A 16,027-nucleotide genomic window follows, 5' to 3' on the forward strand; every position below is an offset into this window, starting at 1 on the left:
GTACGCGTGCTGCCGCCGCCCCTACTCGAAGTACGCCGCCAGCAGCACCACGTCCTCCGGGGACTCCGGGTCGTCGAGCCCGTCGGGCAGCAGGGTGCGCAGCAGGTGGTCCGTCAGCGCCTCCGGGTCGTGGCGGGCGGCCCGGGGGACGCCAGCGGCGGCGGCGTGCAGCCGGGAGAAAGCGCGGTCCATCGGCTCGCCGGTGCGGCGCAGCAGCCCGTCGCTGTACAGCAGAAGGGTTTCTCCTGGCACCGGCCGCAGCTCCATGCTCGGCGCTTCCCAGCACGCCAGCATGCCCAGCGGCGCGGACAGCGAGGTCTCCACGTACTCGGTACGGCGGTCACCGATGATCAGCGGCGGGCAGTGCCCCGCCCCGGCGAGCACGATCCGGCGCGCGGCCGTCCTCCCCGGGAGCCCGGACGCGCCCGCGTACGTACCGGGCCCTGAACCGGCACCTGGCCCCATGCCGCCGCCTTGCCCCATGCCGCCGCCCGGCACCCCCGGACCCCCCGGCACCCCCGGTGGCGCCTCCGCGAAGGCGAACAGGGCCGTCGCGCTGCGGGCGGGTTCGGTCAGCCGCAGCAGCAGTTCGAGGTCGGAGAGGACCGCGACCGGGTCCTCGCCCTCCATCACCGCGTACGCGCGAAGCGAGGCACGCAGCCGCCCCATGGCGGCCACCGCGCCCGGCCCGGAGCCGGTGACGGAGCCGACCGCCAGGCCCAGCGCGCCGTCCGGCAGCGGGAGCGCGTCGTACCAGTCGCCGCCGCCGAGCGGCCCGGAGCTGTGCCGTATCGCGAGCCGTACGCCGGGAACCCTGGGCAGCCTGCTGGGCAGCAGCTCTTCGCGCAGCGTCGCCACGGTCTGCCGCTGGCGGTGCAGTTCGAGGAGGCGGGCCAGGTGTTCGGTGGCGTACGCGAGGTAGCGGTCGATGAGATGGCGCTGCCGCTCGGCGGGCTCGGCGGGTTCGTCGTAGAGCCAGACCGCGGCGCCGAACCGGCCGACGGACCCGGCCTCCAGCGGTACGGCGTAACTGGCCGCGTACCCGAGGCGCGCGGCCACCTCCCGTAGGCGGGGGTCGAGACCGGGCTCTCCGGGGATGTCGGGCTGGGCGATGTGGCCGTGGCCGCAGGCGACGCAGCCGGAGCCGTCGGCGCGCCCGCTGGGTGCCGGCGGGCCGCCGGCACAGGCCCGGCACCGCTCATGCCCGTTCGCGGTGTCCACGGCGTTCGCGGTGCCCGTGCCGTTTGTGCCGTCCGTGACATCCGTGTCGCCCGTGACGTCCGCGACGGGCAAGCCGTCGAGGATCCGGCCGAAGGACAGCGCGCGGCGCGGCACGGTCTCGATGTGGCCGATGTCCGCCTGTCCGAGCCCGAAGCCGATGGTGGTGTCCGGCCCGTGCCCGTCGGACGGTTCGAGGACGACGAGGCCGCGCCGGGCGCCCACGAGGGAGGCGCCGGCACGCAGCAGTTCCTGGAGGGCGGCTTCGAGGGTCCGCGTACGGGCCAGCTGCTCGGTGAGGTCGTGCAGCGTCGTGAGGTCGGAGACCCAGCCGGCGAGGCGGTCCTGTACGGCCGTGGGGCGGGTCTCGGGCGGGGTGTCCGCAGGGGCTGCTGTGGTTGCGGACTCGGCAGTGTGAGTGGGGGCGGGAAGTGCTGGTTCGATTCCAGCCACTTTCGGAACGTGAGGGGTGGTCATGGCCGACGGCTTACGTAGCGCCGGGTGAATCCCCAGGTCAGGCCGCATGTTGAGGCGGGCTGCGGCGTTTTGTTGAGTGCTGTTGAGTAGTGTGCCGAACTGCGCATTTTCCTCAATAGCATCGCAAACCCCCATGTCATGCTGCTCCGCTATCAATGCCTCCACATGTACACGCCCCGGTGACACGATGTCCAGCATTGTCCCCATGGGGTTTGTGGTGTCAACGGGGTGAGGAAGTTGGCCGGAAAATATCCCCCCGAACGTCAATTTGAGGTCGACTGGCGGCGTTCGACAGTGCGTCATCACCACCATGGCGGGTACGTACTCGGAAAGGCGCGGAGTCAGTCGGGCCGCGCCGGAACTCTCCGACGGGCACGGGCGTCTAACACGGCGACGACCGCGCCGCACCGCACCCCCAAGTGGCGGATCTGCTTCACGGGACAGCAAGCGCCATGCGTGCGCCACCCTCCGCCACGTTCCACGCTCGGCGTATGGCGTGATGCGCTGCTCCGTACACGCAGTGACCAGAGATCCACGTGGCGTCAGGGGTTCGCAGGAGCCACCGAAGAACGCCACGCAGCGGCATGAACCGGCATGTAGTGCGATGGACATAGCCCTCGGCGTTAACGGAAAGGAACGAGCGCTCATGCGCGAGATCCTCGGAAGGCGACGCAAGCTCCAGCTCCGGCGCGGCGGAAGGTCGGCGCTGCTCGGTGCGGCGCTCCACTGCGCCACCGAGTGGCAGTGGCCCGTACTCCCGGGTGTCGGGCTGCGGACCGGCGGGAAACCGGCGGGCGGCAAGCCGTCCGGCGGGTGGGGCCGCGCCGAGCGCGGCACGCGCCCGTGCAGTTGCCCGGACCCGGACTGTGTGGTGCCCGGCGCGCACCCCTTCGACCCCGGCCTCTTCGCCGCCACCACCGACGCCCGCATGGTGCGTTGGTGGTGGACAAACCGGCCGACCGCGCCCTTGTTGCTGGCCACCGGCGGCCGGGCGCCCTGCGCGCTGAGCCTGCCGGCCGTCGCCGGGGCGCGGGCGCTGGCCGCCCTGGACCACTTCGGCGTCCGCACCGGCCCGGTCGTCGCCACCCCCACCCGCTGGTCGTTGCTGGTCGCCCCGTACTCCCTCGCGGAACTGGGCGAGTTGCTGCACTCCCGGGAGTGGGTGCCGAGTTCGTTGCGCTTTCACGGTGAGGGCGGTTACGTCGTGCTGCCGCCTTCGCAGATCGGTGCGGGCAAGGTGCGCTGGGAGCGGCCGCCGGGCACGGGTCCGGCCGCGCCCTGGCTGCCGCAGGTGGAGACGATCGTGGACGCCCTGGTCACCGCCAGCACCAGCGCGCCGGACGGCGGCAGCCGGCTCGCCTACTGAAGCGCCCGGGGCCTGCCCGCCCGCCGTCCGCCGCGGACGAAGAACGCGCGGGCGGTTCACTCGTACGGGTGTGAGCTGCCCGGTGGTGGCAGGGGTCCGGGGGTCCGCGCCCGGAATGTGCCCGTTCCGGGCAGATATGTTCGGCGCACCGTCAATCCGGCGGTCAACTCCGTCGTTCTGACACCCCAGGTGGTCCCATGGAGCGTGCGCCGAATCTCCGCATGATCGCGCTGGCGAGCACGGTCGCGCTCGCCGTCGCGCTGCCGCTGGCCGCCGCGACCGCCGGTCCGGCCGAATCCGATCGGTCGGCGGCCGATGGCTCCGCGAGTGCTCCACATCCGGAGGGTGATGTTCCGGTCGGTACGGGGGCGTCCGCCGGGTCGGGGGCGTATGCGGGGCCGGGGTCGTACGGGGGCGCGCAGACGGGTTGGTCCACGGGTGCGGCGCGTGCGGATGCGCGTACGGGCCCACATACGGACCCACATACGGGAGCGCGTACCGACGGCCGTACGGACGGCCGCTCCGGCAACCGCACGGATGGCCGCACCCGCAACCGCACGGACGGCCGTACCGGCAGCCGCATCGACGGCCCTCCTGGTAGCCGTACCGACAGCCGTACGGACAGCCGCGGTGCCGACAGCCGCCGTGCCGCCCGCTGCGGGCCCGAACTCGCATCACCCGAAGGGGTGGAAGCCCAGACATGCGTTCTCTTCGAGGGCGGCCGGTCCTGGGGGCGTACGTACTACCGCAACGCCTCCGGCAAGCCCCTGCACGCCGTCCTGACCCTGATGCGGCCGGACGGCCGGACCGTGCAGGCGCACTGTGACCTGCCGGCCGGCGACGAGCCCGGGACCTGCGAAACCCCGCGCGAGGCGGTGGTCGGCGGCGGCCCGGCGTCGTACGTCGCGGTGGCGGAGGTCGCCGACGCGCGGGGTGAGCGCAAACTGCTGCGCTCCGGCAGCAACCCCGCACCGGGGGAGGATGGTTCGGACCAATGACGGTGTGGGAGGGGCGGTCACGCGCCGCGGGCCCCGCGCGGTGACGGGTCGCTGAGGCGGCCGGCGGAGCCCGTACGGGGGCGTGGGAGCCGTCGCGGCAGGCGGGCCGACGGGAATGTGTGCGGCGGGCCGGGAACGGCGGGAGGCGGGCTCTCAGGGGCTGCGGCGGGCCGGTCGCGCCGGGACGGTGTCCTCGCGGCGTTCTCGTGCGCTGTTCCGGCTGCGGTCTCGTGACGTTCACGCGGCGCCGGGGCCGTCCGCCCGGCCGTACGGACGCGGGCATGGAAGCGCCCGGTCGCTGGCGACGGGGGATGCACCAGCGACCGGGCTCCTAGAACGGTAACAAGAGATCCGCGGTTCGCAAATTCGATCGTGGAATTCCGGACGCGTATTTACCGGTCGGCACCGTGACTTGTGACCGGAGTCACGCCCGGCGGGCCGTTCCGCGCCCCGCGGGTCACGGTCAGCTCAGCGTCACCTGACGGTTGGTGAGGCCGCCGCGGGCCCGGCGCTCCTCCGGCGACAGCGGGGTGTCCGCGGCGAGCGCGGTACCGAGCCGCTCCGCGAAGGCGGCGGCCGGCTTGGCCACGTCGTCGGCGCTCATCCCGGAGGGCAGGTCCCAGACCGGCACGACCAGACCGTGCGCACGGAACGAGCCGACCAGACGGGTGCCTTCACCGAGGGAGGACGTACCGGCCGCGTGCAGCCGGGCCAGCGCGTCCAGCAGCTTCTCCTCCGGGTGGGCCATCACCCAGCGCAGGTGGTTCTTCTCGGGCGTCTCGCACCAGTAGGCGCCCTCCAGGCCGTCCAGCCGCGCGGTCGGGATGGCGGCGGCGTTCGCCCGCTCCAGGGAGGCGGCGACCTCACCCGTCGCGTTCTCGGCGTCCTCCACCCAGAACTCGAAGCCGCTGTGCACCTGCGGCTCGAACGGCGCGGCCGGATCCAGCAGGTCCTGAAGGCGCGGGCCGTCCACGGCGGCGCGCTCGGCGGCGACCGGCGTGCCCGGCTCGGCGGCCAGCGCGCGGCGCAGCGTGTCGGCGAGGTCGCGGCTGAGGTCACCCGAAGCGGTGTCGTTCTGCAGGCCCAGCAGGACGGCGCCGTTGTCGCGGCGCAGCGCGGGCCAGGCCATCGGCAGGACGGTCGCCAGCGTCACCGACGGCACGCCCTCGGGCAGCCCGTCCTTCAGCGTCAACTCGACGGTGGCGGCGGGCACCAGCTCACGCAGCGCCACCCAGTCGCACTCGCCCTGGAGGCCCTCGAAGGGGCGCTGCACCAGCTCGGTGGCGGCCTGCACCGCGCTCCGGCCGTGACACGCCTTGTAGCGGCGGCCCGAACCACAGGGACAGGGCTCGCGCGCCCCGACGACGGGAATCTCGCCGTCCTTGATCTGCGGTGCTGCGGCCTTGGTCTGGGGACGGCGTTTCTTGGCCATGGCGAGGCTTTCTCCTGGTCGATCCTGGGCGTACGGACGCGTTCCGGCGCGAGCCTAGACGACTGCGACCTGCCCTGTGCCGCGCGCTGCGGCCCGGCCCGCCGTCGCCCCCACGCGGCCGTTCACCGTCCGCGACCGCGCGGGCCGACGGAATTGGCCCCGCACGACCGCTCGCCGCCGTATGGCCGTGCGGGCGCCCCGGACAGCGGGGGTACGGCTCGCACGCGTACGGGCGACTGCGGGGCGCGTAGGCGGGGCGGAGGCGGGAGGGAGACGGGGCGGAAGCGGGAGGGAGGTGCGGCGGAAGCGCGGCGGAAGCGCGGCGGAAGCGGGGCCGCGACGGTGGGCGTCGGCCGGCTCCTCCGGGGCGGGGCTTCAGGCCGTGGTCCACCGCCCAGGACCGAGGGCGGCGACGCGGTCTTCGCGGCCGTATCGTCCTCCCGGGTCAGCCGGTTCCCGGGGCAGCCGGTTCCCGGGCCAGCCGGTTCCCGGGCCGGTCACACCCCGCCCTCGGCCCCACTCCGCCTCAGCCGACCGACCGGTCGAACTCCACCAACGACAGCTCCGGCCGGCCCGCCGTCTCCCGCCCGGAGACCGGCTCGCCGGCCCGTCCCGAAACGGAAGCCGGAGCCGGAGCCGAGGCTGAAGTCGGGGCCGGGACCGGAGCCGGCACCGAAGCCGGCCCCCGTTCGGCCCTCGGCAGGCTGGAGGCGTGCCCCGGTGCGACGCCGTTCGACCGCCCCGTGAGCGGGCCGTGCGCCGCGCCGGAGAAGTCGGCGGCCAGCTCCACCGGGAGGTCCACGCGCGTAGCGAACGTGCTGCGAAGACCGTGCAGAGCCAGCAGGGCCCAGACCGTGACCTCGCCCTCCGTGTCCTCGACGCCCCACTCCTTGGCGAGGGACCGGATGATCGCCAGTCCGCGGCCCCCCTTGGCGGTGACCGACGGAGTGGCCGGTTGTGGCCGGGTCGGGCCGCCGCCGTCGGTGACCGAGATGGTCAACTGGCCGTGCCCGTCGATGCGCCACGCGGCGCGTATCGCGTCCGGTTTCGCGGCCGGTGCCCCCTCACCGGCGGTGCCCCGTACGGAACCCGGCGCCTCCAGCACGCATATCGGACGTGCGTGCCGGCATGAATTGCTCAGCAGTTCGGAAAGAATGAGTACCGCGTCATCGACGACCGTGTCCTGAACGCCGCTTGCCAGCAGTTCGGCCCGCATGCGCCGCCTGGCCGAGCCGACCCCCGACGGACCATGGGGTACGGCCATGACCGACGCCGTCGGCACCTCTTGTGCCACCATCAACGCCACCCCCGAGACCTCCTTCGCCCCACGCCACGGGATGGATGCCCCAATGGCCTGGACCGGAAACCGGCCAATCCCGGTGCGGTGACGCACTCGTAACGATCGAATACGGGTCGAATGCGCCGGTGCACTCCCTGTGACGGCCGCTACCCCAGCCCGAGTTGGGCTCGTACCTGTTTGGGGCGGTTGGTGATGATTGCGTCCACTCCCAGGCGTTCACACAGCTCGACGTCCGCCTCATCGTTCACGGTCCAGACATGCACCTGATGGCCCGCACGGTGTGCTCTGGAGACGTACTCGGGATGCGCGCGCAAGATCCGGACGCCCGGTCCGGCGATGCCCACACCGGGCGGCAGCCGGCCGTCGCGGTGGCGCGGTGTCAGGAACTGCATGAGGTAGACACCAGGGATGTCGGGGGCCGCGGCCCGTACCCGGTGCAGCGACCGGGCCGAGAAACTCATGACGCGGACGGGCGGCGGCCCCTCGGCCGAAGCGCGGGTATGGCCGAATGTCTCCAGTAGGGCGACCAGTCGCTCCTCCACCTGGCCGGCCCAGCGGGTGGGGTGCTTGGTCTCGATGGCCAGCTCGACACGGCGCCCGGCATCGGACGCGAGTTCGAGAAGTCGCTCCAGGGTCAGGACGGACGTGCGTTCCGGGTCCTCGTGCTGGCGGTCCGGTGCCTCCCAGGTGGCGTCCTCGTCCTCCTTCCAGGAGCCGAAGTCCAGCGCGGCCAGGTCGGCCAGTTCCAGGGCGGAGACCGCGCCGCGCCCGTTGGAGGTGCGGTTGACCCGGCGGTCGTGCACACAGACGAGGTGGCCGTCGGCGGTGAGCCGTACGTCGCACTCCAGCGCGTCGGCGCCGTCCTCGATCGCCCGGCGATAGGCGGCCAGGGTGTGTTCCGGCGCGTCCTCGGACGCGCCACGATGGGCTACGACGGAAATGGGGGAAGCGCCCGGGGCGCGGTCCCCGAGCGGGTACGCGGTGGTCACCGGGTTATCGTGCCATCGCTCGCGGGAGGGTCGCCGTGTGCACTACCTGATCCGCATAACATCAGATGCGCCGCTTTTGTCCGGCATAAAGGATGGGGGGACAGTCACAGCCTTGGCTTACGGCGCCCTGACGCGTGGTGGGAAAGGCTTGCGCCTGTGACAGTCGCCGGTACCGCCTGCCCGTCGCCCGTACGCCAGGGTCCTACGCCGCATCCTGGACACCGGACCGCATCCTGAAGGAGAGGCCGGGCTGTGGCCCGGCACCGTCGTGAAGCTGAGGAGAGAGCCGTGAGCACCGAGAACGAGGGCGCCGCCGTCCCGCCGGAGGCCCAGCCGCCGTCGGCGCCCCAGGCGTCGGACAGCGCACCCGAGTCCGGTGCGCGTCCTTCGGACGGCGCGGGTGCGCGGGACGCGGCGGGCACGCCGGAGGCGAAGGGCGCCGCGGAGGCAGCGGGGGCGCGTGACACATCGGCCGCGCCGGGCGCGCGCGACGCGCAGGACACCCCGAGAGCCGCCCCCGCGCCCGCTTCCGCCCCGGTGCCCGCGCCCGCCTCGACGCCGCCGTCCGCACCCCCGCCGCCGGAGTTCGCACCGACGGCCGGCCACTCCCACCCCCACGGCGAAGGCACCCCTCCCACCGCCTCTCCCACCGCCCCCTCCCACCACACCACGCCGCCTCCGTACGGGACGGCGGCTCACGACGCCTCCGCGGGCGGCTGGGGTGGCCCCCCGCCCGGTTACGGAGGCGGCGGCGCGGGCGGCCCGGACGGCGTGTGGGGCGCCCCGGGTGCGCCCGCGCCCAAGAAGCGCCGCAACGGCGGCCTGATCGCCGCCGTACTCGTCGCCGCGCTGGTGGCCGGCGGCATCGGCGGCGGCATCGGCTTCTGGGCCGCCAACCGCAGTGACGCGAACTCGACGACCGTCTCCGCCTCCGGCGACCCCGAGGCGCTCAACCGCAAGCCCACCTCCGTCTCCGGGATAGCGCAGAAGGCGCTGCCCAGCGTGGTGACGATCGAGGCGCAGGGCGCGTCCGGCGAGGGTGGCACCGGCACCGGCTTCGTCTACGACAAGCAGGGCCACATCCTCACCAACAACCACGTCGTCGCCAGCGCGGCCCAGGGCGGCCGGCTGACCGCCACGTTCTCCAACGGCAAGAAGTACGACGCCGAGGTCATCGGCCGGGCCCAGGGCTACGACGTCGCCGTCATCAAGCTCAAGAACCCCTCGGACGCCAACCTCGTCCCCCTCCCGCTCGGCAAGTCCGCCAACGTCCAGGTGGGCGACGCGACCATCGCCATCGGCGCGCCCTTCGGCCTCTCCGGCACGGTCACCACCGGCATCATCAGTGCCAAGAACCGCCCGGTGGCCTCCAGCGACGGCGGCGGCGCCACCCCCTCGTACATGAGCGCCCTCCAGACGGACGCCTCGATCAACCCGGGCAACTCCGGCGGCCCCCTGATGGACGCCACCGGCAGCGTCATCGGGATCAACTCGGCCATCCAGTCCGCGGGCAACGGCGGCGGCGGATTCGGCGGCGAGAGCCAGTCCGGCAGCATCGGCCTCGGCTTCGCCATCCCGATCGACCAGGCCAAGCGGGTCGCGGGCGACCTGATCAAGAAGGGCCAGCCGGTCTACCCGCAGATCGGCGCCCAGGTCCTGATGCGCGACACCGGCGACGGCGCGACCATTCCTCAGAACGGCGGCGCCGACGGCTCCGCCGCGATCGTCCCGAACGGCCCCGCCGACAAGGCCGGCCTGAAGCCCGGCGACACGATCACCAAGCTCGACAACACCATCATCGACAGCGGCCCGACCCTGATCAGCACCATCTACCAGCACAAGCCGGGCGACAAGGTCACCCTCACCTTCAAGCGCGGCGGCAAGGAGCAGACCGCCCAGGTGACCCTGGGCCAACGCACAGGCGACAAGTGACGCGCTAGTCTGATCCCCGCGCCACCGTCCACGCGGTGCGCGGGGAGGCTTGCCCGAGCGGCCTAAGGGAACAGTCTTGAAAACTGTCGTGAGGTAACCCCTCACCGTGGGTTCAAATCCCACAGCCTCCGCAGCTCCCAGTGTGAGCGAAGCGCCCCCGACCAGGAATTCCGGTCGGGGGCGCGGTGCGTTGTGGTGCGGACGGCGTCCTTCGTACGGCTGGTCGGGTTCGTCGGGAACCGGTGGAATGTCGTTCCCCTCTTGATCTACGGAGCTGTATCGAGACGAGGAGACACCGGTGGCGGGCGCGACCCCTGACACGTCGAAGAAGCGGGACGAGGAGTCGGAGGGGGCGCCACCGGGGGAGCGCGGTACGCGGGCGGTGAGCGCGGGGCCGGCAGGGTTAAACGGGGCGGAGGCGGTCGCTGGGCGTGAGGCTGAGTCCGAGGGCCCGTCGGGTGACAAGCCGGGTGATGAGCCTGTAAGCGAGGGCTCGGGCGCGAAGGCTGAGGAGACTGAGGAGAAGGCTGACGCGGGGGGTGAGGGGAAGGCTGAGGCGGCGGTTCAGGTGAAGACCGAGGCGGAGGTCGAGGCGGAGGTCGAGGCGAAGGCTGAGACGAAGGCCGAGGTGGAGGAGGCGGCTGTTGGGGTGAGGCCTGCCGGGGGTGCGGGTGCTGGCACGGCTGAGCTGGTCGTTGCCGCTGTTGCTCCCACGAAGGCTGTTTCCGATTCCGGCCCTGCTCCTGCTCCTGTTCCGGCCTCTGCCCCCGCCTCCAAGCCCACCCCGGCGCCCGGCTCCGCCGTTCCCCTGCCCGCGTCTGAGCGGACCAAGCAGCAGCCGTTGCCGCCGGTTCCGCCGGTGCCGCCGTTGGAGTTGTTGGCGGAGTTGACGAATACTCCGCCGCCGCCTGAGACGCCGCTGCGGACGGTGGGCCGGCGGGTCAAGATCTGGGCACCGTTGGTGGTGCTGCTGTTGATCGTGGTGGTCGTCGTTCAGCAGGTGCGGCCGTTGCCCGATCCGACGCTCGCGCTGGGGGAAAAGGCGTCGTACAGCTTCGCGGGCGGCAGGTTCCAGGTGCCGTGGCCGGGGGAGGGGCAGGCGGCCGTACGGGTCGTCGGTGTGGGTGACGTGGGGGTGTACGGGGAGCAGAAGCCCGTGCCGACGGCGAGTGTGGCGAAGGTGATGACGGCGTACGTCGTCCTGAAGGACCGCCCGTTGAAGGCCGGTGAGCAAGGGCCGAAGATCGCGGTGGACACGCAGGCCGCCAAGGAGGCGGCGGCCAAGGATCAGTCGCGGGTCGATGTCCGTAAGGGACAGACGTTCAGCGAGTTCCAGATGTTGCAGATGGTGCTCATACCGTCCGGCAACAACATCGCGCGGCTGGTGGCACGTTGGGACGCGGGGTCCGAGGCCGCCTTCGTCGCCAAGATGAACGCCGAGGCCAAGGCCCTGGGGATGACGAACACCACGTACACCGACCCCAGCGGGTTCGCGGAGAGCACGAAGAGCACGGCGGCCGATCAGCTGAAGCTGGCCGAGGCCGTCATGCGGAACGAGGTCATCCGCAAGATCGTCGCGATGCCCAACGCGGAGGTCCCCGGCCTGCGTGAGCGGCTGGAGAACAACAACAGCCCGTTGCTGGTCAAGGGAACCGGAGTGCTGGGCGTCAAGACGGGGTCGAGCAGCCCGGCCGGTGGCGCCCTGATGTGGGCGGCGCGGCGGACGGTCGACGGGAAGCCGCGGACCGTTGTCGGCGTGACGATGGACCAGCACTTCAAGGGGCTGGACCCCAACGCCCAGAACAGTCTCGACCTCGTACTCGACCGGAGCTACACCATGATCCGGGCGGTGCAGGACGCCCTGACGTCGGCCACCGTGGTCAAGAAGGGCGATGTGGTCGGTCATGTCGACGACGGTCTCGGCGGGCGGACGCCCGTGGTCGCCACCGAGAGCCTGACGGCTGTCGGGTGGCCCGGGATGAAGGCGGAGTTCTCGGTCGACGCGGGCGACCGCTCGGCCGTACCGCACGAGGGGAAGGCCGGTACCGTCGTCGGCCGGCTGAGTGTGGGGAGCGGTGCGGACAGCGGTGCGGGCCGGGCGACGGTCCCGGTCGCGTTGCAGAAGGACATGGCGGGGCCGTCGTTCGGGGCCCGGTTGACGAGGGTCGGTTGAGCGGAGACTCCTGTGACTGTGGGGGCGTGGGGGAGCTCTGGTGGCGGTGTGCTGCCAGAGCTCACCCGTAGGGGCAGGGGCGGGCGGGGCGTAGCGGTTCAGTGGCGGGCGGCCGAGGCGATGGTGGCGCGGGCTTCGCGTTCGGTGAGGCCGGTGTGGAGGGCGGCGGTGGTCAGGGCGGTGGCCATCTCCTGGCCCAGGCCCGACTCGTAGGCGCGGCAGGCGGCCCAGAAGAGGCGGGCGTTGCGCTGGCCGTCCGGGGAGGTGCGGACGAAGCGGAGCAGCGCGGGAGCCGGGTGGGGGTGTGGCGGAGGGGACGGCTGGGCTGACGGGTGGTGGAGGGAGTGGGGGTGTGGGTGGGGCGGCGTTTGGGGCGGGAGGAGGTCGATGAGCGCGGCCGGGGCGGGTGCGGGGGTCCGCGGGGTGCCGGGGGCGAGGTGATACGTGCCGCGGGAGGTACGGGAGCCGGGGCCGACCAGGTAGCCGCCGGTCCCGCGGATGTCGATGCCCGGGGCGAGCCGGCCCGCGGAATTCGGTACGGGCGGTGCGGGCGGGCCGGAGAAGTAGAGGTGGCGGCCGCCGCTCGGGGTGTGGACCGTGACGGTGGGCGGGAGGGTGAAGTGGTGCTCCGCGGCGAGCAGCCGTAGGGCGGTGAGGCCGTCCGCGCCGTGCTTGGTGTCCAGGTCGATGCCGATGAGGTGGTGCGGGGGGACGCCGCAGGCGATGCCGTACGCGGTGGCCCAGGGCGCGGCCGCGAAGAGGCGGCGTACGGCGAGCGGGTCCGAGGTCGCGTCGTGTATGCCGTGCCCGGGACGGCCGCAGGCGCCGCGGCAGGGGTGCGGGGACCGGTCGGCGTGGTGGGGGGAGCGTACGGCGGGGAGTTTGGCGCGGGTGAGCGGGATGACGGAGTAGCCGCGGCCGGCGGCGACGAGGGCGTGGGTCAGGGCTGTGGCGTGGTCGTCGCTGCGGTGGGTGGTGCGGGGACTGTTGGGGCTGCGCCGGGCGGGTTGTTCGGCGGGCCTTCCGGCGGGGTGTTCGACGGGCTGTCCGGCGGGTTGCTCGGCGAGCTGGGTGGGATGGCTTCCGGTGGCGGTGATGTGGGGAGAGGCCATAGATCTATTTTCGTATGTGCGTTCGATTCAGGGAAGGGGGGACGGAGAGATCGGCCGGGAAAGGCTGTAACGGGGCGAGCTGGGGATGGGGGTGGGGACGGGGATGGGGGCGGGGCGGATGCCGGATGTCGGGAGGCTTTAGCCGCCTCTTGACTGGGTGAGCTTCCTGACGGACAGTCAGAAGCTCTTCGTGCCTTCTTGTACAAGCCGGCAGCCGGAGTGGGGGCCGACAACGTGGCTGAGGACGTGGCCGAGAACCTGACCGGGAACGTGGCCGTGGACGGGACCTCACGCATGCCCGCACCCGCCGCCGACGACGATCTGTACGTACGGCTGAAGGCCCTCGAAGGCCAGGCCGCCGTCACCGCCGGCGAGGGCAAGGACCCCGTGAACGCACCGATGATCCGGCACTGGTGCGAGGCCATGGGCGACACCAACCCCGCGTACCAGGGCCCCGACGCCATCGCCCCGCCCACCATGCTGCAGGCGTGGACCATGGGCGGTCTCTCCGGGCACCCGGGCCGTTCGACGGCGCACGAGGCGCTCTTCGCCCTGCTGGACGAGTCCGGCTGCACCTCCGTCGTCGCGACCGACTGCGAGCAGGAGTACCTGCGCCCGCTCCGCCCCGGCGACCGCGTCACCTTCGACTCCGTCATCGAGTCGGTCTCCCCGCGCAAGGCCACGAAGCTGGGCACCGGGTACTTCGTCACGACGCGCATGGACGTACGGGCGAACGGTGAACCGGCCGGGCTGCACCGCTTCCGCATCCTCAAGTACGCCCCCGCCGCCCGCACCCGGCACGGAGAAGGCCCTCCGGCCCCGCCCGCGCCCCGTGACCGGCCTCGCCGTCCCCGCCCCGTGATCAACCGTGACAACGCCGGTTTCTGGGACGGAGTTGCCCGCCACCAGCTGCTCATCCAGCGCTGCACCGACTGCGCGACGCTCCGTTTCCCCTGGCTACCGGGGTGCAACCGCTGCGGCGGCACGGGCTGGGACACCGTGGAGGCCGCCGGTTCCGGCACGGTCTTCTCGTACGTCGTGCTGCACCACCCGCCCTTCCCGGCCTTCGACCCGCCGTACGCGGTCGGGCTCGTCGAACTCGCCGAGGGGGTACGGGTGGTGGCCGAAGTGGTCGGAGTGCCGCCGGATGAGGTGCGCGTCGGGATGCCCGTACGGCTGGAGTTCCGGACGGTGGAGGAGGGGCTGGTGCTGCCCGTCTTCAGCGGCGACGGCAATCATGGCGGCCACCAACACGGTGCCGGCCAGGTCGCCAACGATGACGACGCCAACGACGCCAACGACGCCAACGACGCAGACGACGACACCAACCACACCGCCCCTCACCCCCCACCTCCCCAAACAGACACCCCCCTCCCCCCACTCACCACCCCCATCACCCGCACCCTCATCGTCGCCGGCGCGATCGCCTCCCGGGACTACCAGGACGTGCACCACGACGCCGAGGCGGCCAGGGCCAAGGGCTCCCCCGACATCTTCATGAACATCCTGACCACGAACGGTCTCGTGGGCCGCTACATCACCGACTGCTTCGGCCCCCGCGCCGTGCTCCGCAAGGTCGCCATCCGGCTCGGCGCGCCGAACTACCCGGGGGACGTCATGGAGTTACGCGGCACGGTCCGCACCCAGGAGGGTGACACGGCTGTCGTACGCATCGTGGGCACCAATCGCCTCGGCCACCACGTCACCGGCACGGTGACCGTCCTGGTGCCCGGTACGGACCCGGGGGCCACGCCATGAGCCTCCGCCGCGCGGACACTCTCGGCGGCCGGGCCGCCATCGCCGGGATCGGCGCCACCGAGTTCTCCAAGGACTCCGGCCGCAGCGAGCTGAAGCTGGCCGTCGAGGCCGTACGGGCCGCCCTGGACGACGCCGGGCTCGGCCCAGGGGACGTCGACGGCATGGTCACCTTCACGATGGACACCAGTCCCGAGATCACCGTCGCCCAGGCGGCCGGGATCGGTGAGCTGTCCTTCTTCTCCCGCATCCACTACGGCGGCGGCGCGGCCTGCGCGACCGTCCAGCAGGCGGCCCTCGCGGTCGCCGCCGGGATCGCCGAGGTCGTCGTCTGCTACCGGGCGTTCAACGAGCGTTCGGGCCGCCGCTTCGGCGCCGGCGTGCAGCGGCGCGAACCGTCCGCCGAGGGCGCGGCGCTCGGCTGGAACCTGCCCGCCGGGCTGCTGACGCCCGCCTCCTGGGTGGCCATGGCGGCCCAGCGGTACCTGTACGCGTACGGGCTCACCCCGGAGGCGTTCGGGCAGGTCGCGGTCGTCGGACGGCGGCATGCCGCGCGTAACCCCGCCGCGTACTTCTACGGCAGGCCGATCACCCTCGCCGACCACGCCGCGTCCCGCTGGATCGTCGAACCGCTGCGGCTGCTCGACTGCTGCCAGGAGACCGACGGCGGCCAGGCCCTCGTCGTCACCTCGCTCGAACGGGCCCGCGGCCTGCGGCGGCCGCCCGCTGTGATCCGGGCCGCGGCACAGGGCGCGGGCCGCGCCCAGGAGCAGATGACCAGCTACTACCGGGACGGCCTGACCGGCCTGCCGGAGTCGGCGGTCGTGGCGCGGCAGCTCTGGCGGACCAGCGGACTGCGCCCGGCGGACATCGACGTCGGCATCCTGTACGACCACTTCACGCCGTTCGTGCTGATGCAGCTGGGGGAGTTCGGTTTCTGCGCGCCGGGCGAGGCGGCGGACTTCGTCGCCGAGGGCGGCCTGCCGCTCAACACGCACGGCGGGCAGCTGGGTGAGGCGTACCTGCACGGCATGAACGGGATCGCGGAGGCGGTACGGCAGCTCCGCGGCACCTCGGTCAATCAGGTGCCTGGCGCCGCGCGCGTACTGGTCACCGCCGGTACGGGCGTACCGACCTCCGGCCTGCTGCTCGGATCCGACCACTGAGCCCAGCCCGCCCCCTTCCCCCCCTGCTCACCGGGACCTGCCCCCCCACATCGCCCCCCACATCGCCCCCCACACCGCCCCCCACATCGCTCCCTCCCCCTCCCCCTCC

General features: G+C 72.7%; 9 protein-coding genes, 1 tRNA gene and 2 pseudogenes. 7 read left to right on the forward strand and 5 right to left on the reverse strand.

Annotation, left to right across the window (positions count from 1 at the left end):
- Positions 1-21 precede the first annotated feature (21 nt).
- Positions 22-1,893: a PP2C family protein-serine/threonine phosphatase gene (locus tag AB0L45_RS06910; RefSeq protein ID WP_365836898.1), complete on the reverse strand. Its 1,872-nt coding sequence runs from the start codon at positions 1,891-1,893 to the stop codon at positions 22-24.
- Between the two features lie 448 nt (positions 1,894-2,341).
- Between AB0L45_RS06910 and AB0L45_RS06915 the strand changes: the two genes are divergently transcribed.
- A complete protein-coding gene (locus tag AB0L45_RS06915) occupies positions 2,342-3,061 on the forward strand; it encodes a bifunctional DNA primase/polymerase (protein WP_365836900.1) in 720 nt (239 codons plus the stop codon).
- Between the two features lie 686 nt (positions 3,062-3,747).
- Positions 3,748-4,059 (forward strand): hypothetical protein, encoded by a 312-nt coding sequence (locus tag AB0L45_RS06920; RefSeq protein WP_365836902.1) that lies wholly within the window; start codon positions 3,748-3,750, stop codon positions 4,057-4,059.
- 463 nt (positions 4,060-4,522) lie between these two features.
- On the opposite strand, the gene AB0L45_RS06925 is transcribed toward AB0L45_RS06920, so the two are convergent.
- The 3 genes and pseudogenes from AB0L45_RS06925 to AB0L45_RS06935 form a co-directional block, all read right to left on the reverse strand.
- Positions 4,523-5,491 carry a DUF5926 family protein gene (locus AB0L45_RS06925; RefSeq protein WP_365836904.1) on the reverse strand — a complete coding sequence of 323 codons (969 nt, stop codon included), beginning with the start codon at positions 5,489-5,491 and terminating at the stop codon, positions 4,523-4,525.
- Between the two features lie 835 nt (positions 5,492-6,326).
- Positions 6,327-6,884 (reverse strand): annotated as a pseudogene (locus AB0L45_RS06930) (ATP-binding protein); the annotation flags it as partial.
- A gap of 53 nt (positions 6,885-6,937) precedes the next feature.
- Positions 6,938-7,780, reverse strand: a complete 843-nt coding sequence (locus AB0L45_RS06935; protein WP_365836906.1) for a glycerophosphodiester phosphodiesterase — start codon at positions 7,778-7,780, stop codon at positions 6,938-6,940.
- Positions 7,781-8,068: 288 nt separating this feature from the next.
- Between AB0L45_RS06935 and AB0L45_RS06940 the strand changes: the two genes are divergently transcribed.
- From AB0L45_RS06940 to AB0L45_RS06950, 3 genes are all read left to right on the forward strand, one after another.
- On the forward strand, positions 8,069-9,712 hold the full coding sequence (locus AB0L45_RS06940; protein WP_365836908.1) for a trypsin-like peptidase domain-containing protein: 1,644 nt from the start codon (positions 8,069-8,071) through the stop codon (positions 9,710-9,712).
- A 43-nt stretch (positions 9,713-9,755) separates the two neighbouring features.
- Positions 9,756-9,843, forward strand: a tRNA-Ser gene (locus AB0L45_RS06945).
- A 755-nt stretch (positions 9,844-10,598) separates the two neighbouring features.
- Complete coding sequence (locus tag AB0L45_RS06950; protein WP_365836910.1) at positions 10,599-11,885, forward strand: hypothetical protein; 1,287 nt, start codon at positions 10,599-10,601, stop codon at positions 11,883-11,885.
- A 98-nt stretch (positions 11,886-11,983) separates the two neighbouring features.
- Here the strand turns inward: AB0L45_RS06950 and AB0L45_RS06955 are convergent, their stop codons facing one another.
- Complete coding sequence (locus tag AB0L45_RS06955; protein ID WP_365836912.1) at positions 11,984-12,997, reverse strand: bifunctional DNA primase/polymerase; 1,014 nt, start codon at positions 12,995-12,997, stop codon at positions 11,984-11,986.
- 294 nt (positions 12,998-13,291) lie between these two features.
- On the opposite strand from AB0L45_RS06955, the pseudogene AB0L45_RS06960 reads away from it, so the two are divergent.
- Positions 13,292-14,218: pseudogene (locus AB0L45_RS06960) on the forward strand (OB-fold domain-containing protein); the annotation flags it as partial.
- Positions 14,219-14,751: 533 nt separating this feature from the next.
- Positions 14,752-15,918, forward strand: coding sequence for a lipid-transfer protein (locus AB0L45_RS06965; protein WP_365836914.1), 1,167 nt, complete (start codon positions 14,752-14,754; stop codon positions 15,916-15,918).
- The last annotated feature ends 109 nt before the right edge of the window (positions 15,919-16,027 follow it).

The organism is Streptomyces sp. NPDC052496 (assembly GCF_040679095.1).
Classification (GTDB): Bacteria; Actinomycetota; Actinomycetes; order Streptomycetales; family Streptomycetaceae; genus Streptomyces.

What these genes read in the sequence shown, in the direction of transcription:
- AB0L45_RS06910 (WP_365836898.1), bottom strand. Translation starts at nt 1,893, where the DNA reads ATGCTGGACATCGTGTCACCGGGGCGTGTACATGTGGAGGCATTGATA.
- AB0L45_RS06915 (WP_365836900.1), top strand. Translation starts at nt 2,342, where the DNA reads ATGCGCGAGATCCTCGGAAGGCGACGCAAGCTCCAGCTCCGGCGCGGC.
- AB0L45_RS06925 (WP_365836904.1), bottom strand. Translation starts at nt 5,491, where the DNA reads ATGGCCAAGAAACGCCGTCCCCAGACCAAGGCCGCAGCACCGCAGATC.
- AB0L45_RS06955 (WP_365836912.1), bottom strand. Translation starts at nt 12,997, where the DNA reads ATGGCCTCTCCCCACATCACCGCCACCGGAAGCCATCCCACCCAGCTC.
- AB0L45_RS06965 (WP_365836914.1), top strand. Translation starts at nt 14,752, where the DNA reads ATGAGCCTCCGCCGCGCGGACACTCTCGGCGGCCGGGCCGCCATCGCC.